Annotated in this window: 24 protein-coding genes; 6 read left to right on the top strand and 18 right to left on the bottom strand. The window is 37.4% G+C overall.

Going from position 1 to position 23892, the window contains the following annotated elements; all coding sequences use genetic code 11:
- The first annotated feature begins 190 nt into the window (after positions 1 to 190).
- A complete protein-coding gene (locus AC4BHA_RS04785; protein WP_066100791.1) occupies positions 191 to 1135 on the top strand; it encodes a COX15/CtaA family protein in 945 nt (314 codons plus the stop codon).
- Positions 1136 to 1250: 115 nt separating this feature from the next.
- On the opposite strand, the gene pyc is transcribed toward AC4BHA_RS04785, so the two are convergent.
- The 3 genes from pyc to AC4BHA_RS04770 all read right to left on the bottom strand — a co-directional run bounded on the left by pyc (position 1251) and on the right by AC4BHA_RS04770 (position 6386).
- Positions 1251 to 4688: a pyruvate carboxylase gene (gene pyc / locus AC4BHA_RS04780; protein WP_490558230.1), complete on the bottom strand. Its 3438-nt coding sequence runs from the start codon at positions 4686 to 4688 to the stop codon at positions 1251 to 1253.
- 101 nt (positions 4689 to 4789) lie between these two features.
- Entirely contained in the window at positions 4790 to 5977 is a 1188-nt protein-coding gene (locus AC4BHA_RS04775) for an FtsW/RodA/SpoVE family cell cycle protein (RefSeq protein WP_066100800.1), read from the bottom strand.
- Positions 5978 to 6089: 112 nt separating this feature from the next.
- Positions 6090 to 6386 carry an Fpa/YlaN family protein gene (locus tag AC4BHA_RS04770; protein ID WP_373925453.1) on the bottom strand — a complete coding sequence of 99 codons (297 nt, stop codon included), beginning with the start codon at positions 6384 to 6386 and terminating at the stop codon, positions 6090 to 6092.
- 175 nt (positions 6387 to 6561) lie between these two features.
- Here AC4BHA_RS04770 and AC4BHA_RS04765 point away from each other — a divergent pair, with 175 nt between their 5' ends.
- Positions 6562 to 7065 carry an immunoglobulin domain-containing protein gene (locus AC4BHA_RS04765; RefSeq protein WP_490558229.1) on the top strand — a complete coding sequence of 168 codons (504 nt, stop codon included), beginning with the start codon at positions 6562 to 6564 and terminating at the stop codon, positions 7063 to 7065.
- Positions 7066 to 7198: 133 nt separating this feature from the next.
- Here the strand turns inward: AC4BHA_RS04765 and AC4BHA_RS04760 are convergent, their stop codons facing one another.
- Positions 7199 to 8530 (bottom strand): PhoH family protein, encoded by a 1332-nt coding sequence (locus AC4BHA_RS04760; protein ID WP_175354235.1) that lies wholly within the window; start codon positions 8528 to 8530, stop codon positions 7199 to 7201.
- Between the two features lie 355 nt (positions 8531 to 8885).
- On the opposite strand from AC4BHA_RS04760, the gene AC4BHA_RS04755 reads away from it, so the two are divergent.
- Complete coding sequence (locus AC4BHA_RS04755) at positions 8886 to 9086, top strand: YlaI family protein (RefSeq protein WP_066100812.1); 201 nt, start codon at positions 8886 to 8888, stop codon at positions 9084 to 9086.
- Between the two features lie 98 nt (positions 9087 to 9184).
- Here the strand turns inward: AC4BHA_RS04755 and AC4BHA_RS04750 are convergent, their stop codons facing one another.
- The 3 genes from AC4BHA_RS04750 to typA are packed head-to-tail and all read right to left on the bottom strand — an operon-like array spanning position 9185 to position 11675.
- Positions 9185 to 9472 (bottom strand): hypothetical protein, encoded by a 288-nt coding sequence (locus AC4BHA_RS04750; RefSeq protein ID WP_066100815.1) that lies wholly within the window; start codon positions 9470 to 9472, stop codon positions 9185 to 9187.
- 11 nt (positions 9473 to 9483) lie between these two features.
- Positions 9484 to 9804, bottom strand: coding sequence for a YlaH-like family protein (locus tag AC4BHA_RS04745; protein ID WP_139891311.1), 321 nt, complete (start codon positions 9802 to 9804; stop codon positions 9484 to 9486).
- Between the two features lie 32 nt (positions 9805 to 9836).
- Positions 9837 to 11675, bottom strand: a complete 1839-nt coding sequence (gene typA / locus AC4BHA_RS04740) for a translational GTPase TypA (RefSeq protein WP_066100821.1) — start codon at positions 11673 to 11675, stop codon at positions 9837 to 9839.
- 119 nt (positions 11676 to 11794) lie between these two features.
- Between typA and AC4BHA_RS04735 the strand changes: the two genes are divergently transcribed.
- Entirely contained in the window at positions 11795 to 11971 is a 177-nt protein-coding gene (locus tag AC4BHA_RS04735; protein ID WP_175354216.1) for a DUF5325 family protein, read from the top strand.
- A 91-nt stretch (positions 11972 to 12062) separates the two neighbouring features.
- On the opposite strand, the gene AC4BHA_RS04730 is transcribed toward AC4BHA_RS04735, so the two are convergent.
- Positions 12063 to 12854 carry an inositol monophosphatase family protein gene (locus tag AC4BHA_RS04730; RefSeq protein ID WP_066100824.1) on the bottom strand — a complete coding sequence of 264 codons (792 nt, stop codon included), beginning with the start codon at positions 12852 to 12854 and terminating at the stop codon, positions 12063 to 12065.
- Between the two features lie 152 nt (positions 12855 to 13006).
- A complete protein-coding gene (locus AC4BHA_RS04725; protein ID WP_490558228.1) occupies positions 13007 to 13204 on the bottom strand; it encodes a YkzI domain-containing protein in 198 nt (65 codons plus the stop codon).
- Positions 13205 to 13384: 180 nt separating this feature from the next.
- Between AC4BHA_RS04725 and AC4BHA_RS04720 the strand changes: the two genes are divergently transcribed.
- Entirely contained in the window at positions 13385 to 14002 is a 618-nt protein-coding gene (locus tag AC4BHA_RS04720) for a DUF1054 domain-containing protein (RefSeq protein WP_139891312.1), read from the top strand.
- Positions 14003 to 14059: 57 nt separating this feature from the next.
- On the opposite strand, the gene AC4BHA_RS04715 is transcribed toward AC4BHA_RS04720, so the two are convergent.
- The 3 genes from AC4BHA_RS04715 to AC4BHA_RS04705 all read right to left on the bottom strand — a co-directional run bounded on the left by AC4BHA_RS04715 (position 14060) and on the right by AC4BHA_RS04705 (position 15689).
- Positions 14060 to 14335, bottom strand: a complete 276-nt coding sequence (locus tag AC4BHA_RS04715; protein ID WP_066100834.1) for a UPF0223 family protein — start codon at positions 14333 to 14335, stop codon at positions 14060 to 14062.
- Positions 14336 to 14347: 12 nt separating this feature from the next.
- Positions 14348 to 15313 carry an NAD(P)H-dependent flavin oxidoreductase gene (locus AC4BHA_RS04710; RefSeq protein WP_066100837.1) on the bottom strand — a complete coding sequence of 322 codons (966 nt, stop codon included), beginning with the start codon at positions 15311 to 15313 and terminating at the stop codon, positions 14348 to 14350.
- A gap of 262 nt (positions 15314 to 15575) precedes the next feature.
- Complete coding sequence (locus AC4BHA_RS04705) at positions 15576 to 15689, bottom strand: GapA-binding peptide SR1P (protein WP_077247942.1); 114 nt, start codon at positions 15687 to 15689, stop codon at positions 15576 to 15578.
- A 372-nt stretch (positions 15690 to 16061) separates the two neighbouring features.
- On the opposite strand from AC4BHA_RS04705, the gene AC4BHA_RS04700 reads away from it, so the two are divergent.
- Entirely contained in the window at positions 16062 to 16493 is a 432-nt protein-coding gene (locus tag AC4BHA_RS04700) for a DUF1885 family protein (protein WP_066100840.1), read from the top strand.
- A 313-nt stretch (positions 16494 to 16806) separates the two neighbouring features.
- Here AC4BHA_RS04700 and AC4BHA_RS04695 read toward each other — a convergent pair whose 3' ends face one another.
- From AC4BHA_RS04695 to AC4BHA_RS04670, 6 genes are all read right to left on the bottom strand, one after another.
- Positions 16807 to 17634: a polysaccharide deacetylase family protein gene (locus tag AC4BHA_RS04695; protein WP_066100842.1), complete on the bottom strand. Its 828-nt coding sequence runs from the start codon at positions 17632 to 17634 to the stop codon at positions 16807 to 16809.
- Positions 17635 to 17734: 100 nt separating this feature from the next.
- A complete protein-coding gene (lpdA, locus tag AC4BHA_RS04690; RefSeq protein WP_490558227.1) occupies positions 17735 to 19144 on the bottom strand; it encodes a dihydrolipoyl dehydrogenase in 1410 nt (469 codons plus the stop codon).
- A gap of 3 nt (positions 19145 to 19147) precedes the next feature.
- Positions 19148 to 20473, bottom strand: a complete 1326-nt coding sequence (locus AC4BHA_RS04685; RefSeq protein ID WP_066100849.1) for a dihydrolipoamide acetyltransferase family protein — start codon at positions 20471 to 20473, stop codon at positions 19148 to 19150.
- An 85-nt stretch (positions 20474 to 20558) separates the two neighbouring features.
- Positions 20559 to 21536 (bottom strand): alpha-ketoacid dehydrogenase subunit beta, encoded by a 978-nt coding sequence (locus AC4BHA_RS04680; protein WP_066100851.1) that lies wholly within the window; start codon positions 21534 to 21536, stop codon positions 20559 to 20561.
- A 3-nt stretch (positions 21537 to 21539) separates the two neighbouring features.
- Positions 21540 to 22655: a pyruvate dehydrogenase (acetyl-transferring) E1 component subunit alpha gene (gene pdhA, locus AC4BHA_RS04675; RefSeq protein WP_490558226.1), complete on the bottom strand. Its 1116-nt coding sequence runs from the start codon at positions 22653 to 22655 to the stop codon at positions 21540 to 21542.
- Positions 22656 to 23189: 534 nt separating this feature from the next.
- Positions 23190 to 23855 carry a YkyA family protein gene (locus AC4BHA_RS04670; RefSeq protein ID WP_066100857.1) on the bottom strand — a complete coding sequence of 222 codons (666 nt, stop codon included), beginning with the start codon at positions 23853 to 23855 and terminating at the stop codon, positions 23190 to 23192.
- Positions 23856 to 23892 lie beyond the last annotated feature (37 nt).

The following is a 23892-nucleotide window of genomic DNA, read 5'->3' as shown; positions in this document are numbered from 1 at the left end:
TTATCACTAAATAAATAATTTCTTTGACTATTTAGAAACTTTTCTTTGTAATTATTGTAAAAATTATTTATGATATGTTAGTAATGATTATCAAACTTTGTAATATTTACCTCATTATACGGTTCCAGTTATTAGGAAACAAATGTTTAAGCTTACTATTTTATAAAAACAAAGCAGGTGTTAGATTTACATGCAAAAATCTTTGAAATGGTTTGCCGTTATGACATCCTTTGTCATGCTTGTAATCTTAATCGGCGGTGCGCTCGTCACAAAAACAGATTCTGGTTTAGGATGTGGACGCTCCTGGCCGCTTTGCAACGGAGAATTGATTCCCACGGATATCACGCCCGCACTACTAATTGAATTCGCACACCGTCTTTTTACCGGCCTTGGATCCTTCATGGTAGTTGGATTAGCGATCTGGTCATGGAAAGCCATTGGACATATTAGAGAAACCAAATTTCTTGCTCTCCTATCTATTGCATTTCTAATCATTCAAGCATTGCTGGGAGCTGCCGCCGTCGTTTGGAGTCATTCTGATTTCGTGCTGGCTTTGCATTTTGGGATATCACTCATCTCTTTTGCCGCCGTTCTACTTTTAACTCTACTGATTTTTGAAGTTGATAAAAAGTTCGATGCGGAAAAGCTGATAATCCCGAGGAAAATGTCCATTCACATTATCGCTCTATTTATTTATTCCTATATTGTTATCTATACCGGTGCGCTGGTACGTCACGCAGAAGCAAGTCTCGTCTGTCCTGAGTGGCCCCTTTGTTTTAATGATGGTACTATAGTCCCTCATAATATGTATCAGTTTATTCAAATGGGGCATCGCGCTGCTGCAGGCCTCATCTTTATCTGGATTTTATATATTTTCGTCTATACTTGGCGCAATTATCGCCATATAAAAGTTTTATACTGGGGATGGACGCTCTCCCTTATTCTTGTCAGTTTACAGGTTATAGCAGGTGCTTTTATCATTTATACCCGTTTAAACTTGTATGTAGCCCTCTTACACGCCATATTGATTTCTTGTTTATTTGGAGTTTTTTCCTATTTTATCCTTCTTGTAACGAGATCACGGAAAAGCAAAGCTGCAGAAGCCTCGAATCCGTCTGTTAGGAAAACAAGCTGATTAGAATGTATAAAATCATCCTTTTGCATCACATAATACAAACCAGGGAAATAATCCAATACATAAAAAGGAACGTGAGTTAAAAACCCACGCTCCTTTTTATTGTGTTTTAGTTTTATTTATCAAGCACAATCAACAAATCGCCCGTCTGTATGGCTTCTCCATCATTAACATAAATCTCTTTGATGACTCCGTCAAATGGTGCCTGAACTGTTGTTTCCATTTTCATTGCCTCCGTTATGATTAAATGGTCTCCTTTTTTGACTTTTTGTCCATGAGACACTAATACCTTCATCACGGTTCCAGGCATTGTTGCACCAATATGGTTTGGATTGGAAACGTCCTGCTTTGGTTTCGACTGAATAAGAGTTTTAACACTTTCGTCCTTAACTACCACTTCTCGAGCCTGTCCATTGAGTTCAAAATAAACCATTCTTGTGCCATCTATACGTGGCTCACTAATTGAAATTAGTTTAATAATTAAGGTTTTTCCCTTTTCGATTTCCACTTCTATTTCCTCTCCAATGGAAAGTCCATAGTGGAACGTTGGTGTATCTAACTCTGTTATATTGCCATACTCACTATTCGAGTTCACATAATCAAGGAAGACTTTTGGATATAGTGCATAAGCGAGTGCATCAAACATCGTAACTGGACGTTTGATTTTCTCAAACAACTCTTCCTTTATCTTCACAAAATCCACGTCCTCAAGCAACTCACCTGGGCGAACTGTAATAGGAGATCTATTTTTTAGAATTACCTTTTGAAGTTCTTCAGGGAAACCGCCATATGGCTGTCCTAAATATCCGCTGAACAATTCAATAACTGAATCAGGGAAATCGATCAAATGGCCTTTCTCCAACACACTACTTTCTGTCAAATCATTTTGTACCATAAACAAAGCCATATCGCCTACTACCTTGGACGATGGTGTTACTTTGATAATATCACCAAACATCATACTTACTCGATGATACATTTCTTTTACTTCATCCCAGCGTTCACCTAAACCAACTGCTTTCGCTTGCTGCTGAAGGTTGGAGTATTGACCGCCTGGCATTTCATGTACATAGATTTCTGTATGGGGGGACTTCATTCCACTTTCAAAATCAGCATAGTAACTTCTGACCCCTTCCCAATACTCTGATAACTTTTCGACTGGCTTAATATCGAATTGCGGCTGCCTCTCATGACCCTCCAATGCATAATAAAGAGAATTTAAGCTTGGCTGTGAGGTAAGTCCAGCCATTGATCCAAGTGCCGTATCAACGATATCCACACCGGCATCAATCGCTCGTGCGTACTGATAGATACCATTCCCGCTCGTATCATGTGTATGAAGGTGGATCGGTATGTCAACTGCATCTTTTAACTCTGAAATCAGGCGGTAGGCTGCTTCCGGCTTCAATAAGCCTGCCATATCTTTAATAGCTAATAGATGTGCTCCCTGTGCCTCTAGCTCTTTAGCAAGATTTCTATAGTATTGCACATCATATTTTTGCCTGCTTAGGTCGAGTATATCACCTGTATAGCAAATCGCTGCCTCGGCAATTTTTCCTGATTGGCGAACATAGTCAATTGTCTTCTCCATTCCCTTAACCCAGTTAAGGCTATCAAAAATTCGGAATACGTCTATTCCCGCATAGGCAGATTTTTCAACAAATTCCCGGATAACATTATCAGGATAATTCTTATAGCCAACTGCATTAGATGAGCGCAGGAGCATCTGGAATAATACATTAGGGATTTCCTGTCTAAGTAATAATAATCTTTCCCATGGATCTTCCTTTAAGAACCGGTAGGCTACATCAAATGTTGCCCCGCCCCACATTTCAAGTGAAAACAGATTCGGCATAAGCTTTGAGGTTGGTGCAGCAATCTCTTGTAAATCCTTCGTTCTCACTCTGGTAGCTAAAAGTGATTGGTGTGCATCCCTGAATGTAGTATCTGTGATTAACACATTTTTTTGTTCTTTAACCCATTGAGCCAGCCCCTCTGGTCCCAGTTTATCTAATAATTGCTTGGTACCTGTCTGAGATGCTAAGTAATCGTGAGTTTGGGGAACTTTTGGTTTTTCGAAAACCGGTTTCTCCTTAACACCTATGCCCGGAAAACCATTGACAGTCACATTAGCGATATAATTCAGCATTTTGGTTCCACGATCTTGTCGGTTAGAGAAAACAAAAAGCTCAGGTGTTGTATCGATGAATGATGTATCGTATTCTCCTGCAATAAATTTTTTATGCTTTACCACATTTTCAAGGAAAGGAATATTTGTTTTAATTCCTCTGACACGGAATTCTCTTAAATTACGCAGCATTTTTATAGCTGCCTGATCGAATCTGGTAGCATGAGTGGATACTTTAACAAGCAAGGAATCATAATATGGTGTAATAACCGATCCATGAAAAGCATTTCCAGCATCCAGACGAACACCAAAACCGCCGCTAGAACGATAAGCTGCAATTCGGCCTGTATCCGGCATAAAATTATTTAAGGGATCTTCCGTCGTCACCCTTGCCTGAATGGCATACCCATTGATATGTATATTGTCTTGTTTAGGTATGTTTAATGAAGTACCGTGTAAACTGTGTCCCTCAGCAATCTTGATTTGAGATTGAACAATATCAATGCCCGTAATCATCTCAGTGATTGTATGCTCAACCTGGACACGAGGGTTTACCTCGATAAAGAAAAATTCATCTCCAGAAACAAGGAATTCTACCGTACCCGCATTTACATATTCTACATTCTTCATTAATTGAACTGCAGCGTCACATATCCTTTCTCGTAAGGAATCGGTAAGTGACACACATGGAGCTACCTCGACTACTTTTTGGTGACGGCGTTGCACAGAGCAGTCCCTTTCATACAAATGGACAATATTTCCGCTTTGATCACCCAGTATTTGAACTTCAATATGCTTGGGATTCTCAATAAATTTTTCTACGTAAACTTCATCATTGCCAAAAGCAGCTTTTGCCTCTGATTTTGCCCGGTTATAGGCTTCTTCTACTTCCTCTGGGTTACGAACAATGCGCATACCCCTTCCGCCGCCGCCGAGAGAAGCTTTTATAATAATCGGGTAACCATTGATTTCTCCAAACTTCGTAACTTCTTCCAAACCAGAAACTGGTCCTTCACTTCCTGGAATAATAGGAATACCTGCCATTTTCGCTTGCTCTTTTGCCTTTACTTTATCTCCAAACATATCGAGATGATTTGTTTTAGGACCAATAAAAATAAGTCCCTCTTCTTCACATCGTTTTGCAAATTCGATATTTTCAGAGAGGAAACCATATCCAGGATGTATAGCATCTACATCACTCATCTTAGCAATCTCAATAATTCCTTCAATATCAAGATAGGCATCAATTGGCTTTTTACCGGCACCAACTAAATAGGCTTCGTCTGCTTTATATCGATGATAGGATTTGTAATCCTCTTTTGAATAAATAGCAACAGTTTTAATATCCAATTCATTGCAAGCTCGAAAAATACGGATAGCAATTTCTCCACGGTTGGCAGCCAATACTTTTTTAATTTTTCTCATCCTGAGCACCTCACAACTTCCCAAAAATTATGACAATATAGTAATTTTTTAGTAAAAATAATGAGTAAGAAGATTATTCTTACTCATTATTTTAAGCCAGCTTATCCCTGGAGTGTCTCCCCTTTTTCAACTGGTTCTTTTTTGTAGGCTGCATCATATCTCGTCATCATAGAGACATTGACCAGTAATCCGACAGATATCAAAAGAATAATTAAGGAAGAACCACCATAGCTGATAAATGGTAAAGTAACCCCAGTAATCGGTATTAGCCCAGCTACTCCACCTAAGTTAACCATAGCTTGAATTCCAATCATACTGGAAATACCTACTGCTAGCATACTCCCAAATGGATCATTCGATTTTATCGCGGTATGAATCCCTTTTAATACAATCGTAGCCAAGCATATAATAACAAATCCTACCCCAATAAGTCCTAACTCTTCAGAAATCACAGACATTATAAAGTCAGTGTGCGGTTCAGGCAGATAACCATATTTCTGCGTGCTTTGTCCAAATCCCACTCCGGTAATGCCGCCATTGCCAATTGCCACATAAGAATTGACCAACTGATATCCTTCATACTTCTCACTGGAAAACGGGTCTAAAAATCCAACGAAACGTTCAAGCCTTTTTGGAGTAAAGATCTTGTCTTTAAAAAGAAAAATGATTGGTGTCGCAACAAGGATAGCTCCGAACAAAATCGATAGCAGCTTACCTAAACTCTTAAAATTCATACCAGAGCATAAGATAATAGTACAAGAACTCATAAAAAGAATGAATGCCGTCCCGATATCCGGCTGCAAAACGATCAATAAACAGATAACTAACAAGAATAATAGTGGTGGTACTACACCCTTATTAAAGACATTGATATATTTTTGTTTATTCGAATAGACTGCGGATAAGTATATAATCATACCTAACTTAATAAACTCTGATGGCTGCAAACTCCCTAGCGCTCCAAGCTTAAACCAGCTCTCCGCATTTCCGGCGGTGTGGCCAATAAAATTTAAAGCAACGAGAGAGATAATCGAGCCTAGTACGATGATCACCAAAAACTTTTTATTTTTAAAAACCGGATAAGGTATAGCAGCTACAATGAAAAACAGGATAAACCCGATGATTAAATGCCTAAATTGTTTTATGTAGAAAAAATCGCTCGGAAGTCCAAATCTTGACACAGCCGTTACCATACTGGCGCTATAGACCATTACAAGACCAAAAATACTTATAGCGATAATGACAGCGATGAGGGTAAAATCATACGATTTTAAAATACGTTTTATCATATAGGTCTCCTTGAATAAATTTCATTTTAAAAAATATGCTTGTTTAAAAATTATATAAAGAAAAACAAAAAAACTCAAACAACATCGGCATCGTTTGAGTTTCGACTGCTACTTATTTTCTTAAGGAAGCATCATGAAGAGCAGAAAGTTCTTGTTCAAGGAATCCCAATAGCTCTTTACCGTCTTTCTCTTCTATTAATCCTAATCGAACGGCAAAGTCAATTTCTCTGGAGAGACCAAACATTTGGGTATCTAAAACTTCTTCATATAACGGACACTGAGGCATAGTCAAATTGTCCATTTGCACCTTTATTAGTTTAAATATTTTATCAGCGTCAGCCTTTAACAATGCGTAGGCCTTTTCTTGATGATTGACAAGGATATCAGATGTCAATGTGCAACCCCCCATTATGGCCCAATGAACCAATCTATTATAAAATTCTACCCTTAAAATCGTAAAATTGCAAGAAAAGGTAATGTCAAGGAGTTTAGTTTTTTCTAAAAAAAGATAACCTTCGTGCAGCGAATTACTGTACATACTCATTCAGCAGCTATAAGATTAAAATTGGAAAGGAGAGTCAATTATGAAAGATATTCTACAAATAAAAGGGAATGTAAAATTCCCGATATATCTCGACCCTGGCACTTGGATATTTGATGACAGGAAATTCGATCTTGATGCTTGGCATCCAGAAAACAATCAGAAAGAAAATCCTGAACAGGAGACCTATTTAAAACAGATATCATCACAATGGGATAAAGAGATCATTGAAGGGGCATCCCCACCGCCAAGTAAACCTGTAATAAAAACAAAGAAACAGCAGCTTACTGAAAACAGTTTCGGGATTGTATTAAAGCCTTTTTTCTTGAACACTGAACCTGGAAGTACTTCTGCAGCTGTTATTGTACATACAGAAAATGCTAATTTCACATTCTCTTTTGAGGAAGCGCTTCAACTGGTTGCTGGCTTTTCTATTAAAGGGCGACCAATCAAAGCGGATGAGGGTGGACCCATTCATATTTACCACGGCGATGGCTCCAACAGGCAAGCACCCATTAAAAACGTAACAGGTTTTACAATTCAATAAAGAGTTCAGGAGCCGTATAGACGCTATATGGCCCCTGATAACTACAAGCTACTAATACACAAACACTCTAAATGATTTGGAGCAGGAAGTACACTGACCCATTCCTGTTAGGATAATTAGATAGAAGATTCACTCATAATAAATCTGCCGCTAATTGAGCTAATCCGGAACGTTCCCCCTTCACTAAATTCACATGGCCTGCAATGGCTTCATTCTTAAACTTTTCCAAAACATATGTCAGCCCATTGTTCCATTCATCCAAATAAGGATGATCAATTTGAGCAGGATCCCCCAGTAAAATAATCTTACTGCGCTCACCTACACGTGTCAGTATGGTTTTCACTTCATGTTTGGTAAGGTTCTGAGCTTCATCCATGATAATAAAGCTATCCGGTAAGCTGCGTCCTCTTATATATGTTAAGGCCTCCACCTCAATAGAATTTATACCAGCTAAAATAGAGTCCAATTCACCTGGCTTTTTTGTGTTAAATAAAAATTCAAGATTATCATAGATTGGCTGCATCCATGGACGCAGTTTTTCTTCTTTTTCACCAGGCAGGAAACCCAAATCTTTCCCCATTGGTACAATTGGCCTTGCTACAAGTAATTTATTATACTCCCCCAAATCCTCTGTTTGAAGCAAACCTGATGCGAGTGCTAAAAGTGTTTTCCCTGTACCTGCTTTTCCAGTTAATGTGACTAACTGGATATCACTTCTTAATAATAATTCGATTGCCATATGCTGCTGCACATTTCGCGGCTTTATACCCCAAACATGCTCCTGATTATATCGAAGCTTTTTTATTCTTTTTTCATGTCCGCTAATAATTCCTAAAGCAGAAAGCGAAGTTATTTCTGTGCATTTCATAATGACAAATTGATTTAAATGAATCCCCTCTGCTACATCAGCAGGAGCTGCTATCTCTCCCTTGGAATAGAATTCATTTATATCAGCTCGCGAAACAAATATCTCGATAAAGCCGGCGTACATCTGATCCTCATGGATAACTCGATCACTCAAAAAATCCTCTGCTAAAAGTCCCAGTACATCCGCTTTTACCCGCATTAGAATATCTTTACTTACTAATATTACGCTCCGCCCATTTTCTTTTGCCTGTTCTTCCAGCGATAAATTTTTGGCAATTGCCAATATACGATTATCATTTGTTTTTTCTGCAAAGTATTCTGCGACATTGTGGGGTGAGCGATGATTCATCTCTATTTTTAACACCCCACCATTCGACAATGGGATTTTATGATGAAGCTTACCTTTTGTACGCAGCTGATCAATAAGTCTTGAAACATAGCGGGCGTTTTTCCCTACTTCGTCCAAGTTTCGTTTTTTTGAATCCAGTTCCTCCAATACTACTGCCGGGATGATGACCTCGTTATCCTGGAATGAAAAAATAGACATTGGATCCTGCAATAATACATTCGTATCTAGAACATAAATTTTGCTCAAAATATATCCTCCTGTGTCATAATTTCATTACCTATCCAGAGCTTTACAACACGCTGATGACTTATTGAAATACAACATTTAATAAGCAAGAGTTGCATTTTTCACGTTTAATCAAAATAAGCCGGATGGAATTTTGTTTTTAATAGCTGGACAAATCTGATGCTCAAATATATGTATTTACATACAAAAATAGAAGAAAATAACCCATTTCCTTTAAATTGTTTTATTCTTAAAGTTTGATAAAAATTTTAATCATTCATCTTATCCGTTTCAAATAACCAGACCATTCCATAACCATGTATGGAAAATCCTTATATGGTATAATGACTTTACATGCAATAGATTGGGGTGTCCTGTAATGCGAGTTAAATGTGTAATCTGTGATAAAATCGAATCAATTGATGATGAAACGTTAATGGCTAAACGACTTAGAAATCGTCCAATTCATACATATATGTGTCAGGAATGCAATAAACGTATCGAAGAACGAACAATTGCACGAAAAAGCACTGGAAATTTCAGATTATATCGGGCGGCTAAAGAAGAGGACACGTGGTAAACTACATATACCTGAAAGAAATCGGGCTGTTTTACCTGTAATCTTCAAATAAAAACAAAAAAACAGAGAAGAATGAGATACTCATCTTCTCTGTTTTTTTATGATGGATAATTACGGTAATGATCCGGATTCTGGAGTATTTGATTGAGCATAACCTCAATCATATCCTCCGGAAACCTGAATTCATTTACAGACTCTTCATTTTTATAGGTGACGATATACCAACCGCCACTTTTTTTATAGTGATAGTCTGATATACCAAACTTCTCCTGCAAGGTATTTTCGAACCAGAGGACTGTTTCATTTGCTGCGGTATCTTCAGGTCGATAATCAATGACAACTTTTATCGTTAACCAATTATAGATCGCATCCTGAACAGAGTTCATTCGCTCACTCCTTATTCCGCATTTACCTCATTTTTCATTTCCTTACGGAGTCTATATTTATAAATTCCCAGAAAAGCAGCAGCCACTACCAGTACTTCTGCTACAGGCAAGAATAGTGCCAAAAAGGTCAAAAAGCTGCATCCAAAGGCCATAATGGCATAGACTACTATGCTTTTTCCAAGACTTAATTTTCTAGCAAACCCCAGTTTATACACTATTCCGCAAAGTACTATAATCGTCAAATATAGAGCCCACACCCCTATTTGTGAATATTGTGGGTCTCCTATTCGATACAAGTCTGCAAAGAACGGCAGGTTATTTGTAATATCCACTTTAAAACGCTCCCTCTCCCCAAAGGTAAAAGTTATTCAGCGAATTTCTTTTTCTTAGCTGCTTTTTCACGTTCGTTTTTATCCAAAATCTTCTTACGTAAACGAATTGATTCTGGTGTTACTTCGCAGTATTCATCATCATTTAAATATTCCAATGCTTCTTCAAGTGACATGATTCTAGGTTTTTTCATAGTAACTGTATTATCTTTTGTAGCGGAACGAACGTTTGTTTGTTGTTTAGCACGAACAATATTGACAGTTAAGTCATTTTCACGATTATGTTCCCCAACAATCATACCTTCATAAATTTCAGTACCTGGCTCTACAAAAATAACGCCGCGGTCTTCAATTTGAATGATACCGTATTGAGTAGCTTTACCTGTCTCAATGGATACAAGAACACCTTGTCTTCTTCCTCCAACCTGACCTGCCTGCATAGGTTGATAAGAATCGAATGTATGGTTCAAAATACCATAACCACGAGTTAATGTTAAGAATTCAGTTGTATACCCGATCAATCCACGGGAAGGAACGTTAAACACTAAACGTACTTGTCCGCTTCCGTTATTGACCATATCCAGCATTTCGCCTTTTCTTTCCCCTAATGATTCCATGATTGCACCTGTGTATTCCTCAGGAATATCAACTTGTACGCGTTCCACAGGTTCACATTTAACACCATCAATAACACGGATGATTACTTCAGGCTTAGACACTTGAAGTTCATATCCTTCACGGCGCATATTTTCGATAAGAATGGATAAGTGTAACTCTCCGCGTCCGGAAACAATCCAGGCATCCGGAGAATCAGTAGGATCCACACGTAAACTTACATCTGTTTGGAGCTGGCTCATTAAACGCTCCTCGATTTTACGTGATGTTACCCATTTACCTTCTCTGCCGGCGAATGGACTGTTGTTTACTACAAATGTCATTTGTAATGTAGGCTCGTCTATACGCAGAACTGGAAGCGGCTCCTGAACATCTACTGGGCAAACTGTTTCCCCAACGTTAATGTCTTCCATACCGCTAACAGCAATCAAATCACCCGGTAAGGCTTCTTCTACTTCCACACGTTTCAATCCTTGGAAGCCGAATATTTTAGTTACACGGAAATTTTTCGCAGTTCCATCAAGTTTCATTAAGGATACTTGTTGTCCAACTTTCATTGTGCCACGGAAAACACGGCCAATTCCTATTCTTCCTAAATAATCACTATAATCCAGCAAAGCAACCTGGAATTGCAGCGGTTCTTCACGATTGTCAACAGGTGATGGAATATTTTCTACGATTGATTCAAATAAACACTCCATATTTTCTTCTTGATCAGCCACATCAGGGCTTAAAGAAGCGGTACCGTTAATTGCTGATGCATAAACAACTGGGAATTCCAATTGTTCTTCAGTAGCACCCAATTCAATAAACAAATCAATAACTTCATCAATTACTTCCTCAGGGCGAGCAAAGTCACGGTCAATTTTGTTAACAACAACGATTGGCGTAAGTTTTTGTTCTAATGCTTTTTTTAGTACAAAACGGGTTTGCGGCATACAACCCTCATACGCATCAACGATTAAGAGAACACCGTCTACCATTTTCATGATACGTTCTACTTCTCCGCCGAAGTCTGCGTGTCCCGGTGTATCCAATATGTTAATACGTGTATCTTTATAGTTAACGGCAGTATTTTTCGCTAAAATTGTAATACCGCGCTCTCTTTCAAGATCATTGGAATCCATTGCTCTTTCAGCAACTTGTTCATTAGAACGGAATGTACCTGCTTGTTTTAACAATTGGTCGACCAAAGTTGTTTTACCATGGTCAACGTGAGCGATAATCGCTATATTTTTGACGTCATTTCTGTATTGCAAACTATTTCAACTCCCAGATTTTATGCTTATCGAAACCAACCTTGTCATTATAACATACTGAAACTAGAAAGCTGCTATCGTATTGTGTACAATGAATATGAAGATTGGGGTGATTACATATGAATATTAACTTTATATTTATGCTGCTAGCAGTTCTCGCTGTGACAAGCTTATGCGGAATTGCTATATCCATCGCTGAAGGAAGTGTAGTGGCCATTGTCCTATGCTTGTTAGCTTTTATCGGCATTATGGGAAGCGGCTTTACACTAAAAAAGCGTTGGAGAGAAAAACTTTAGACTATTCTTTTAACTAAATAATTTTACCGCAATATCATATTTTAAGCAATAAAAAAGCATCAGTACTGATGCTTTTTCTCTTTTATAGCCATCAGGATGATAAATACTGCTCAAGAATCACTCCATGTAAAGCTGGCGATGACACTAGGAATGAGCTCTTCTTTAGATAATGAATCGGGTTACCTTGCAGATCAGTCACTTTTCCACCCAATTCTTCAATAATCACGGCTCCCCCCGCAAAATCCCATGGCGCCAATCTCATCGATATATAAGCGTTCATTCTCCCAGTAGCAACATAGGCAATTTCAAGGGCAGCAGATCCATAGGACCTGGTCCCTCTTATATCTTTGACAAGTCTGCCCGTCAGATTCTTATCAATTTTTTTATTGTCCGTCAGCCAAATTGGATTTAAACCTATAATAGATTCGGGAAGTGGAACTTCCTTTATCTTAGGAATCTCGCTATCATTGAGAAAAGCTCCTTTTCCCTTTATACAGTGATACAGTTCATCATGGACAACATCATATATTAGCCCAATCTTTCCAATACCATTTTCTATTATACCTATTGATATCGCAAAATTTCTTTGCTGGTGCACAAAATTCATTGTTCCGTCTATAGGATCGATAATCCAAACTACTCCATCCAGTGACTGCAAATCATGGCCAGAACCTTCTTCACCGAGAATATGATGAGTAGGAAATTGTTCAGATATTTTTTCTTTAAAGAATTGCTCTATTTCCATATCCATATTAGTGACTAAATCATTTACATTTGATTTTGTGTTAATATCTAAAATTGATTCAAATGAGTTAATAATCTTTACCCCTGCTTCTTTAATCCATTGAACCGCCATCTCGTGAATGTTGGACCATTCCGCCATTTTTCCCACCTCAATTAAAATCTTTTCTATAGTATGTATATTAATTCCAGTTTAATTCGAATGACATTAAATAACAAGAAAAGACGAACATCATGAACGAGAACATGCAGTTCGTCTTAATCAATCAAAAAATCATATAATAATATCCACTATTAAAGTGCTTTTAAGCGCAGAAGTTCTTTTCTTATTCTTTCAAGTTTTTGTTTTGAAGAATTTTTTTGTTTTTCATCATCCTGCTGAATAGCTTCATATAAGGTAGCCAATTCATAATCCAGTTCCATCCGGAGAACTACTTTTCTATGTTTCTCGACTTCTTGAGCTTTCAGTTTGTGATTAACTACCTGTTTCATAAAAATCCTCTCCTTGCATTTATTTTAAGAAAATTCAGAAATTTAATTGTACTTTGTACTATAGTATGTTCTTTCTGGATTATTGCAACCAAAATAGACAAGCGCCTAGTTACATATGCATAATATTATTTGGCCTCTCTATTCTTATGCTAAAATAAGAGAGAATAGGAGGTAATATATATGGTTATAAAAGGTTTCACAAATGAAGACTTTAATGTATTTACAATAGATGGTCTCGACCAACGAATGGATGCAATCAAAACCTTAATACGTCCCAAATTTGAAACATTAAGTCAGATTTTCACAGAGGAATTATCTGTTTTAACACAAGATCCAATGTATCCCCATATTGCAAAGCATGCTCGTCGTACGATTAACCCGCCGAATGATACATGGGTATCTTTTTCATCCAATCCACGCGGTTACAAAATGCAGCCACATTTTCAAATCGGTCTGTGGGAAACCCATTTATTTATTTGGTATGCAATTATTTATGAAGCCAAAGACAAAGCGCAAAAGGGACAACGTTTGGCTAGCCAAACTGAATCGATAAAAAATCTTATCCCATCTGATTACGTGTGGTCTATTGATCACATGAAGCCGGAAGTTATTCCTCACAGTACATTATCAACCGATGGCTTAAACGATATGTTTAATCGTTTACAAACAGTCAAAAAAGCTGAATTATTATGCGGCTATCAAATTCCACGCGAGGAAGCTGTTCAGCTTTCCGGTGATCAATTAGTTGAAATTATTCATGATGTATTTGTACATTTAATACCCCTGTACAATGTCTAATAAACTCGAAAAAGACATTAACCCCCATTAGCACTATGCCAAGGGGGTTAATGTCTTTTATCGGCTTAATTTTATAAATCCTTCATTAGCACTGTTTTTTGCTCGCTTAATTGCTTGATAGGCAGAGTAGCCACTCACTTCTTCAAACTCATTGCACAATTTCTTTTCCTCAGATTTAGAAGGAACAATTCGCTTAAACTCATTGTAAAGGTTCATTAACTGTTCCCTTTCTATCCCGTTCTCATAAGCTTTCTCGATTCCTTGAAAAAAAGATATAACCTTTACGATCTCATCAGTAGACCATTCATAATCAATCGGATATTGATAATCCATATGTACCACCTCTTATGTTGTAATTGCTTTCCAGCGTTCTCTTATAGCTGCTGCTTCCGCTAGCATTCTACTGAACAATTGCTCTACTGTTGGCTCATCCTTAATTATACCAACAACTTGACCAGCCCAACCAAAACCAGCTTCTGAATCTCCATTATATATAAATGCTTTGTTTCTTACACCACTAATATAATCTTTTAAATCCTCATATGTACAATTATTATCCTCCATTCCAAGGATAATATCCGTAAGCGGATTATGAATGGCACGTCCTGGAGCACCTAAGCTCTTTTTAATCACTACCGTATCCTTTTCAGAGCTATCTATGATTGCTTGCTTATAAGCGGCATGAGCATGTATACATTCTTTCGTAGTAATGAATCGTGTACCCATTTCTATACCTTCAGCACCCAGGGCCAGCGCTGCCATTAAACCTCTTCCATCTCCAATACCTCCAGCAGCAATAACAGGAATGGAGACATGATCAACTGTCTGAGGCACCAGGACCATTGTACTCAACTCATCTCTTCCTATATGGCCTCCACCTTCATAGCCAACCACCATAACTGCGTCTGCTCCAAGTTCTTCAGCTTTCATAGCATGCCTTACCCCTGCAGTCAATACGAGTGTTTTTACTCCAGTACCCTTAAACATCTCTAAAAATTCTTTCGGGTTTCCCCCTGTAACAGAAACAACTTCTACTCCTTTGGAGAGTACCACTTGTACAAATTCTTCATAAGGTTTACCGTGGTTACCAATAGCAAAATTAACTCCGAATGGGGAAGAAGTCATAGAACGTACCTTATCAATTTCACTAGCTAAATCCTCAGGACTGCTCAATGACATAGCTGTAATTTGACCAAGTCCACCAGCGTTTGAAACGGCGGCAGCCAATTCAGCATAGGCTAGATAAGCCAGCCCCCCTTGAATTATTGGCAGCTCTATGCCAAGCAACTCTGTTACACGCGTTTTCCACATAAAACACCCTCCTTTGTCGTTAGGATTGCTTTTACACAATGGCAATATATGATTCGCTTCTTAATTGAAAAGTGAAACCAATCATTTGTGTATCATTAATTTATCATATAAAGAATAAGTAAAGAATACACCGTGTTCTTGCGAGTAAATAAAAAAGACAACCCCTGGAAAATTGAAGGTTGTCATCGCTAATGTTAACTTTTTATAGTTTTCAAGATTAAATGATTATAGTTTTTGAAATGAACCGGTTTTGGTCTAGTGACTATTCTTGTTCACAACTGTGGCAATCAGTGCATGTTGCATACAATACTGTTACTTTTTCGTCTTCAAAATGATCGATTGTATTGTTGCATCCTGTACATACGATTGTACCCATTCATTTCATCTCCTTTTCTAAATGTAAACGCCTTCCAAGAAAGCGTTTTAATTCCATAAATCAATAATAGTATAACTCATTGAATATTTCAAGCCCAAATTGTATAACACATTAAAATATTTTTCGTTAAATTGTGTATAATATATTATTAATATGACAATCAGACACTCTTATCCTGCAAATGTATCAGTAAGTGTAATATCAATATTTAAAAAGTTAAATTGGCTATTATTCTAATGATTTTATCCATGAATTCCTTCATTAATGAAATTAAATACACTTAACCAAGAAAAGCGTTTTCATTATCACCCTTGTTATCCATTTTCAGGTAATGATAAACTAATTAAAATAAATTAATTCAGGGAGGTTCCTATGACTTTATCAACGTTTATAAAAATGAAGGGATCCATAAAAGATGACATAACTATTGAGGACATTAAACAATTGATCAATCAGTATAGACAATCAATCTCGCATACTTCCGAACAATTAGCATGGGATTATAGTAAAACTGCATTTCCTTATGTTTTGAAAGTAACAGACGAAGGGAAACATAATTGGTTTTATTTATACTCAGAGGAAAAGGACTATCACATGATAGCCATTGGAGTGGATTATGAATATATACAAACCCCTGATGAAAATAAACAAAGAGTCCCTTATATCCAAATCAGTCTATCTCAACACTCTACAATTGGTGATAAATCGAAGGCTAATGAGTTTGCTAAATTTTTATCAAAGAAATTAAAAGGGGAACTTCATTTATTTAACGGGAGAATCATCCATTTTAATCTAAAAAAGTAGAGCCATACTTTATACTTTAAATTGGTTTATTTAGAGGGCTTATAACCTATATGTACCTAATAGTGATGATCAAGCTACTGGTTGAATAGCTATCTAGAAAGTCGTCAAATCATGAATCATCTACCGAGCAAGGACAGATCTAGTTTTGCCAACACATATTAACTCAATCCGGAGGTTTCCCCTTAAGCAGGCGCTAACCATACCAAAGGATTTCTGTACAAACATATTACCCACCCATCCACTCTTCAACTAGTTACTTAAAAATAGTATTGAAAAAGGCAGCCTAATTACTGAGGCTGCCAGAACTCTTCCATTAAAAAGATTTTATTTCACGAGGATTTATCACCCTATAACCCTTTGCACGTAATCCTTCAACTAATTCTGGCATTGCATCATTAGTCCATTTACGGTCATGCATAAGCAGGTTTGCTCCCGGATACAATTCTTTGCTAGTAAGCATAACTTTCACTAAAGCGTCCTTATCTTGGTACTGTTTTTCCCAATCGTATCCTATTGTCCAATTCATTAACTGCATTTTTTCTTCTTTGGCTATTTGTTTTGAGAACTCTGTGTTTTGCCCATATGGAGCTCTAAAAAATCTGGGCCTTTCACCGGTTATAGTTTCCACCATATCATTCACTTTAATAATTTCTTCTTTTTGCGCCTCTTCATCCAATTCTGGCAGGACGGCATGGCTATATGTATGGTTACCGATTTCAAATCCCATATCATAGATTTGTTTCAATATCTTTTTTTGCGCATCCGATTCCAAAAAATGTCCGTTAACGAAAAATATAGCAGAGGCATTCATTTCTTTTAATTTTTTTGCCATTGCTAAACTATATCGATCCGGTGCATCATCGATGGTTAATAGAGCTACTTTCTTTTCACCATCTTCTATAGGCTCAATTTTCCAATTTGTTAGATTGACCTGATAGTTTTGTGAAATCTCCTCTATCGGCTTCGCTGCTGTTTCTTTAGGTACCTCTTTGTTAATTTCAGCTTTATTAGGCTTTGTTCCCTGATTTGATTGTGTCTGTTCTACACTTTTATTAGGTGTATCTTCTTTCGCCTTCTCTTCTTCTCCGCAACCAGATAGCAACAGAACCATAGATGTAAGCAAAGCTATAGCATATCTCATGAAATTCCACCTTTCGACAACCTTATCCTATATTTTACCACTTTACCGACAAAATAAAACACCCCTGTCCAAAAAGGATAGGGGTGTAAAAAATAATTAATTATTTAATAATGTGGATTGGGCTTCCCATCGCAACTTCTGCTGCTTCCATTGTGATTTCTCCCAATGTAGGGTGAGCATGAATAGTCATAGCGATGTCTTCAGCAGTCATTCCTGCTTCAATTGCAAGGCCTAGCTCTGCAATCATATCAGAAGCACCAGGTCCAGCAATTTGAGAACCGATTACTAATCCGTCTTCTTTACGTGTAATTAACTTCATAAATCCTTCTGCAGAATTTAATGCTAAAGCACGTCCGTTTGCTGCAAATGGGAATTTAGCAGCAACGATATCTAAACCTTCTTCTTTTGCTTGTTGTTCAGTATAACCAACTGTTGCAAGTTCCGGTTCGGAGAATACAACTGCAGGAATACCTAGATAATCAATCTCAGCTGCATGTCCTGAAATAACTTCAGCAGCGATTTTACCTTCATAAGAAGCCTTATGAGCTAATTGAGGGCCAGAGATGATATCACCAATCGCAAAAATATTACTTACAGATGTACGGCATTGCTTATCTGTTTTAATGAAGCCTCTTTCATCTAGTTCAATACCGACTTGTTCTAAACCAATTTCATCAGTATTAGGTTTTCTTCCAACTGTTACCAATAGATATTCAGCTTCAACTTTTTTCTCTTCGCCTTTTTCTTCGTAAGTAACAATTACACCATTTTCAGTTTCTTCCACGCCTTTAGCTTTAACTTTAGTGAAGATATCTACATCTTTCTTCTTCAAGTTACGTTTAACGATAGAAGACATTGGTTTTTCGAAAGCAGCCAAGATTTCGTCCATACCTTCTAGAATGGTTACTTTAGTACCAAAGTTAGCATATACAGAACCAAGCTCAACTCCAATTACTCCACCGCCGATAATAGCCATGCTTGCAGGGATATTATCAAGGTTTAAAGCACCAGTGGAATGAATGACACGATCAGAATATTTAAATGTCGGTAATTCAATCGGTCTAGAACCTGTTGCGATAATAGCGTTTTTAAATGTATATGTTTGAGCGCTATTTTCAGTCATAACACGGATGTTATTAGCGTCTACAAAGTAAGCTTCACCTTTAACGATGTCTACTTTGTTACCTTTAAGTAATCCGCCAACACCACTTGTTAATTTTTCTACTACAGTACCTTTCCAGGCTTGAACTTTAGAGAAGTCCACTTTTACGTTTTCAGCAGTGATACCAAGATCTTCAGAATGTTTGGCATCATGATAACGGTGACCTGCAGTAATTAAGGCTTTGGATGGAATACATCCAACGTTCAAACATACGCCACCAAGGTCTCCTTTTTCAACGATTGTTACTTTTTGTCCAAGTTGCGCAGCACGGATTGCAGCCACGTAACCTCCTGGACCAGAACCGATTACTATAGTATCTGTTTCAATTGGAAAATCTCCAACTACCATGTCTTATCCCTCCATCAATAATAATTCTGGGTCATTTAATAAACGTTTAATGTGATTTAATGCATTTTGACCAGTAGCTCCATCAATCATACGGTGGTCAAAGCTTAAAGATAATGATAATACAGGAGCAGCTACAATTTCACCATCACGAACGATTGGTTTTTCTGCAATACGTCCGATTCCAAGAATCGCAACTTCTGGGTGGTTAATAACTGGTGTGAACCATTGTCCACCGGCAGAACCGATATTTGAAATTGTGCAAGAAGCACCCTTCATTTCATTAGGAGCTAATTTACCATCACGAGCTTTTCCGGCAAGTGTGTTGATTTCATTAGAGATAGCAAACATAGATTTACGATCTGCATCTTTAACTACAGGTACAAGAAGTCCTTTTTCAGTATCAGCTGCAATACCGATATTGTAATAGTGTTTATGGATAATTTCTTGTGTAGCATCATCAAGAGATGTATTTAATGCTGGGTACTCTCTTAATGCACTTGTTAAAGCTTTAACAACGTAAGGAAGGAATGTTAGCTTAATTCCTTTTTCAGCTGCAACTTCTTTGAATTTCTTTCTGTGAGCAACCAATTTAGTCACATCTACTTCGTCCATCAATGTAACGTGTGGAGCTGTATGTTTAGAGTTAACCATCGCTTTAGAAATAGCTTTACGAATTCCACTCATTTTTTCACGAGTTTCAGGATATTCTCCTGCAGGAATAGCCGCTGCAGCTGGTTTAGAATCTTCTTTGGCAGCAGGAGCTTCTTGTACAGGCGCACTTTCTTGTCCACCATTCATAAATGCTTGGATATCTTCTTTTAATACACGGCCATTTTTGCCTGTGCCTTTAACCTTGTGAATATCCACACCGTTTTCTCTAGCAAATTTTCTAACAGATGGCATTGCGATTACACGGTCACTTGCAGTTTCTTCTGCTTGTGGCTGTGAACCTGCACCAGTTGGAGTATCAGAGTTTGCTGGAGCTGCTGCTTCTTTCTTAAGGTCTTGTCCGCTTTCTAAAGTAGATTGAACTTGAGCTTCAGTTTTTTCTTCACCGTGCTCATCACCTTTAAATTGTACATCTTCATAACCTGGTGCATCAAAAGTTACAAGTACATCACCAACTACTGCTACAGTACCTTCTTCAACTAATACTTCTTGAACAGTACCTTCTACTGGAGATGGAATTTCAACAACAGATTTGTCATTTTGCACTTCACACAGTACGTCATCTTCCTGTACTTTATCACCTGGTTTAATAAACCATTTTACTATTTCACCTTCATGTATACCTTCGCCGATATCCGGGAGTTTAAATTTAAAAGCCATGGCTTTTCTTCCTCCTCTTTCTTTTCAGTTTTTAAAGTTATGGTTGTGTTAGTCAGGAAATGCCACGAAAGCATCTCCTGTTATGTTAAAATTCTAAAACTTTTTTTGCAGTTTCAAGTACATCTTTATGATTTGGCAACCATATAGGCTCAGCTTGAGAGAATGCAAATACTGTATCAGGAGCAGTTACACGCAATACTGGTGCTTCCAGGCTTAGAATGGCACGGTCGTTGATTTCAGCAACAACTTGAGCAGCAATACCTGCTTGTTTTTGTGCTTCTTGTACAACAATTGCGCGTCCAGTTTTCTCAACAGATGCAATAATTGTATCAATATCAAGCGGGCTAATTGTTCTTAAATCGATTACTTCTGCAGATACACCTTCTTTTTCAAGTTGCTCTGCAGCTTTAAGTGATTCCTGAACCATTGCGCCATAAGTAATAATAGAAAGATCAGTACCTTCACGTTTCACATCAGCTTTACCTAATGGAATTGTATATTCCCCTTCAGGTACTTCTTGACGGAAAGAACGGTATAATTTCATGTGTTCTAAGAAGATTACCGGATCGTTATCACGGATAGCAGAGATTAACAAACCTTTTGCATCATAAGGTGTAGATGGAATAACCACTTTTACACCTGGTGTTTGAGCCATTAAACCTTCAAGGCTATCTGCATGCATCTCAGGTGTATGTACACCACCACCAAATGGTGAACGGATTGTAATTGGTGAAGTATAAGTACCACCGGAGCGATATCTCATACGAGCCATTTGACCAGCAATAGAGTCCATAACTTCGAATACGAAGCCGAAGAATTGGATTTCAGGAACAGGACGGAATCCTTGCAATCCAAGTCCAATTGCCAATCCACCAATACCAGATTCAGCTAAAGGGGTATCAAAGATGCGGTCTTCTCCAAACTCCTTTTGTAATCCTTCAGTAGCACGGAAGACACCACCGTTTACTCCTACGTCCTCACCAAAAACGAGAACTTTAGGATCATTACGCATTTCAGTACGTAATGCATCAGTGATGGCTTGAATCATCGTCATTTGGGCCATGGCTTATTTCGACTCCTTTTCTTTGTAAATTTCATATTGTTCTTCTAGGTTGTATGGAAGCTCTTCATACATATTCATAATTAAATCAGTTACTTTTTGTTTTGGAGTATTATCCGCTTCTTTAATAGCAACTTTGATATCTTCTTTTGCTTGTTCAATTACTTCATTTTCTTTCTCTTCGCTCCATAGTCCTTTTCCTTCTAGGAATTTACGGAAACGAACAAGTGGATCTTTTTTCTCCCACTCGTTATCAAGGTCAGCTGTACGGTAACGTGTTGGATCATCACCAGCCATTGTATGTGGACCATAACGATAAGTTAAAGTTTCAATTAAAGTAGGACCTTCTCCATTAATTGCTCTTTCGCGTGCCTCTTTAACTGCAGTGTAAACAGCTAATGGATCCATACCGTCTACCTGAATACCTGGGATACCGGCAGCCATTGCTTTTTGAGCGATTGTTTTAGCAGCTGATTGTTTTTCAACCGGTGTAGAAATCGCAAAACGGTTATTTTGAACGATAAAGATTGCAGGAGCTTTAAATGCACCAGCAAAGTTGATTCCCTCGTAGAAATCACCTTGGGAAGCACCGCCGTCACCTGTATATGTGATTGCAACAGATTTCGCTCCATTTTTCTTCATACCAAGAGCTACACCTGCACATTGGATATATTGTGCACCAATGATGATTTGCGGAGAAATCACATTAACGTCTGCAGGAATTTGATTTCCAGCAAAATGGCCACGAGAGAACAAGAAGGCTTGAGTCAATGGAAGACCATGCCAAATCATTTGTGGTACATCTCGGTAACCAGGTAAAATGAAATCTTCTTTTTCCAAAGCAAATTGAGATGCCAATTGTGAAGCTTCTTGTCCAGCTGTTGGAGCATAAAAACCAAGACGACCTTGTCTATTCAAAGAGATAGAGCGTTGATCAAGAATACGAGTGTAAACCATTCTTCTCATTAATTCTTGAAGCTGTCCATCGCTTAAATCAGGCATAGCTGATTTATTTACGACTTCTCCCTCTTCATTTAAAATTTGCAACGTCTTGAACTGGTCGCTAACGCTTTCCAACTGCTTCTCTGCCTCAATAAGGACTTTCTGTTGTTTAGAAGCCATAGGATTCACATCTTCCTTTCTATAAATGGTTAAATATCCATCTTTAAATTATCATAATGCCAGTTTTCCACACCTAAACCATTAGATAACTGTATTAGTTTCCTCTTGATAAAAAGTAGTACAACTGTATCAATGGTTAAAGTTTACACGATTTAAATAATTGCCGTCAACTTATATGATTCGAGTATGTAAACATTTTCACAAACTTTCTTTAACGACAAACTGTTATACATTAATATTTTTTTATACTAATACAGAATGTGGAAAAAGCGCTTACAAAGATGAACTTTCTGTATTTATAATCCCCTAAACTAAAGTAATATGGGCAAAATAACTAACCTTATTAAACATGCAATACTAAATGTATAAAACCTAATAACCATTTTTAAATTATAATAAAAATAATCATACTCGATACTGGTCAAAAATCAATTAGGTTTTACTACTTAACAAAACATACCAAAACTTATCGAATTGATTATCGACAACCTGGAATTTCTATAAAAAAAAGCCATCACTCCTGATGGCTTTTTCTTATTCTGTATCAACATCTAGTTTTGCCCTTTTATAGAAAGCAATCTTTTGTTCATTATATTCATTCGTTAAGTCATTAAATTTTTTGTTTGAGTTCATCAGTGAATTATACGTTTCATTGATTTTCTCAATTTGTTCTTGTAAATCTTCTTTGGTCACATCCTCTTTTTTAAAGAGTGTGTATAACTCATTCTCCTGTGTAAGACTCTTTGTATAATGTTTATACAGTTCATCATACTCATCATATCTTTTCGTCATTGTATCCTTTAATTCATTCGCTTCTGCTTTTAAGGATGAGTCTTCAAGATCGTTTATATGACCATTTAAATCCTTAAATTGTTCCTTAGCTTTATCGATAGCTTCTTTTTCCTTCTTCATTAACGCTTGTCTTTCTTCTATTCCTTTAATAGCATCATTTGATAATGATTGTATTTCTTCTATTTCCTTCATACCCAATTGTATAATCTTTCCATACAGTTCATTATCTTCTTCCTCCAGCTTTTGAAGCGGCTCTTGTTGTTTTTGGAAGTCTTCCTCCAATGCAGCCACTTCCTCCAGAGTATCATAAATTTTCTCTTCTGGACTGCTATTGTTTAGACATCCTGTTAATGCAAGGATTACTACTAACATACCTGTAAGTGTAATAATTTTTTTGTATTTTTCCATGATTAGCACTCCTATCTATCCCTACTTTACTATAACG

It is taken from the genome of Pradoshia sp. Z3_51 (genome assembly GCF_058215915.1).
Note: the sequence above shows the minus strand (reverse complement) of the source record. Positions and strands in the feature narration are given on the sequence as shown.

Excerpts from the sequence above, each read along its gene's own strand:
- pdhA (WP_490558226.1), bottom strand. The coding sequence starts at position 22,655 with ATGGCTTCTAAACAACAGAAAGTCCTTATTGAGGCAGAGAAGCAGTTG.
- AC4BHA_RS04770 (WP_373925453.1), bottom strand. The coding sequence starts at position 6,386 with ATGGGGGGTTGCACATTGACATCTGATATCCTTGTCAATCATCAAGAA.
- AC4BHA_RS04775 (WP_066100800.1), bottom strand. The coding sequence starts at position 5,977 with ATGATAAAACGTATTTTAAAATCGTATGATTTTACCCTCATCGCTGTC.
- AC4BHA_RS04730 (WP_066100824.1), bottom strand. The coding sequence starts at position 12,854 with ATGGCGGAATGGTCCAACATTCACGAGATGGCGGTTCAATGGATTAAA.
- AC4BHA_RS04670 (WP_066100857.1), bottom strand. The coding sequence starts at position 23,855 with ATGGAAAAATACAAAAAAATTATTACACTTACAGGTATGTTAGTAGTA.
- AC4BHA_RS04720 (WP_139891312.1), top strand. The coding sequence starts at position 13,385 with ATGGTTATAAAAGGTTTCACAAATGAAGACTTTAATGTATTTACAATA.
- lpdA (WP_490558227.1), bottom strand. The coding sequence starts at position 19,144 with ATGGTAGTTGGAGATTTTCCAATTGAAACAGATACTATAGTAATCGGT.
- AC4BHA_RS04700 (WP_066100840.1), top strand. The coding sequence starts at position 16,062 with ATGACTTTATCAACGTTTATAAAAATGAAGGGATCCATAAAAGATGAC.
- AC4BHA_RS04680 (WP_066100851.1), bottom strand. The coding sequence starts at position 21,536 with ATGGCCCAAATGACGATGATTCAAGCCATCACTGATGCATTACGTACT.
- AC4BHA_RS04725 (WP_490558228.1), bottom strand. The coding sequence starts at position 13,204 with ATGAAACAGGTAGTTAATCACAAACTGAAAGCTCAAGAAGTCGAGAAA.
- AC4BHA_RS04750 (WP_066100815.1), bottom strand. The coding sequence starts at position 9,472 with ATGAACTCTGTTCAGGATGCGATCTATAATTGGTTAACGATAAAAGTT.
- AC4BHA_RS04715 (WP_066100834.1), bottom strand. The coding sequence starts at position 14,335 with ATGGATTATCAATATCCGATTGATTATGAATGGTCTACTGATGAGATC.
- AC4BHA_RS04695 (WP_066100842.1), bottom strand. The coding sequence starts at position 17,634 with ATGAGATATGCTATAGCTTTGCTTACATCTATGGTTCTGTTGCTATCT.
- AC4BHA_RS04755 (WP_066100812.1), top strand. The coding sequence starts at position 8,886 with ATGCGAGTTAAATGTGTAATCTGTGATAAAATCGAATCAATTGATGAT.
- AC4BHA_RS04735 (WP_175354216.1), top strand. The coding sequence starts at position 11,795 with ATGAATATTAACTTTATATTTATGCTGCTAGCAGTTCTCGCTGTGACA.
- AC4BHA_RS04685 (WP_066100849.1), bottom strand. The coding sequence starts at position 20,473 with ATGGCTTTTAAATTTAAACTCCCGGATATCGGCGAAGGTATACATGAA.
- AC4BHA_RS04785 (WP_066100791.1), top strand. The coding sequence starts at position 191 with ATGCAAAAATCTTTGAAATGGTTTGCCGTTATGACATCCTTTGTCATG.
- AC4BHA_RS04765 (WP_490558229.1), top strand. The coding sequence starts at position 6,562 with ATGAAAGATATTCTACAAATAAAAGGGAATGTAAAATTCCCGATATAT.
- AC4BHA_RS04710 (WP_066100837.1), bottom strand. The coding sequence starts at position 15,313 with ATGTGGAAAACGCGTGTAACAGAGTTGCTTGGCATAGAGCTGCCAATA.
- AC4BHA_RS04705 (WP_077247942.1), bottom strand. The coding sequence starts at position 15,689 with ATGGGTACAATCGTATGTACAGGATGCAACAATACAATCGATCATTTT.
- pyc (WP_490558230.1), bottom strand. The coding sequence starts at position 4,688 with ATGAGAAAAATTAAAAAAGTATTGGCTGCCAACCGTGGAGAAATTGCT.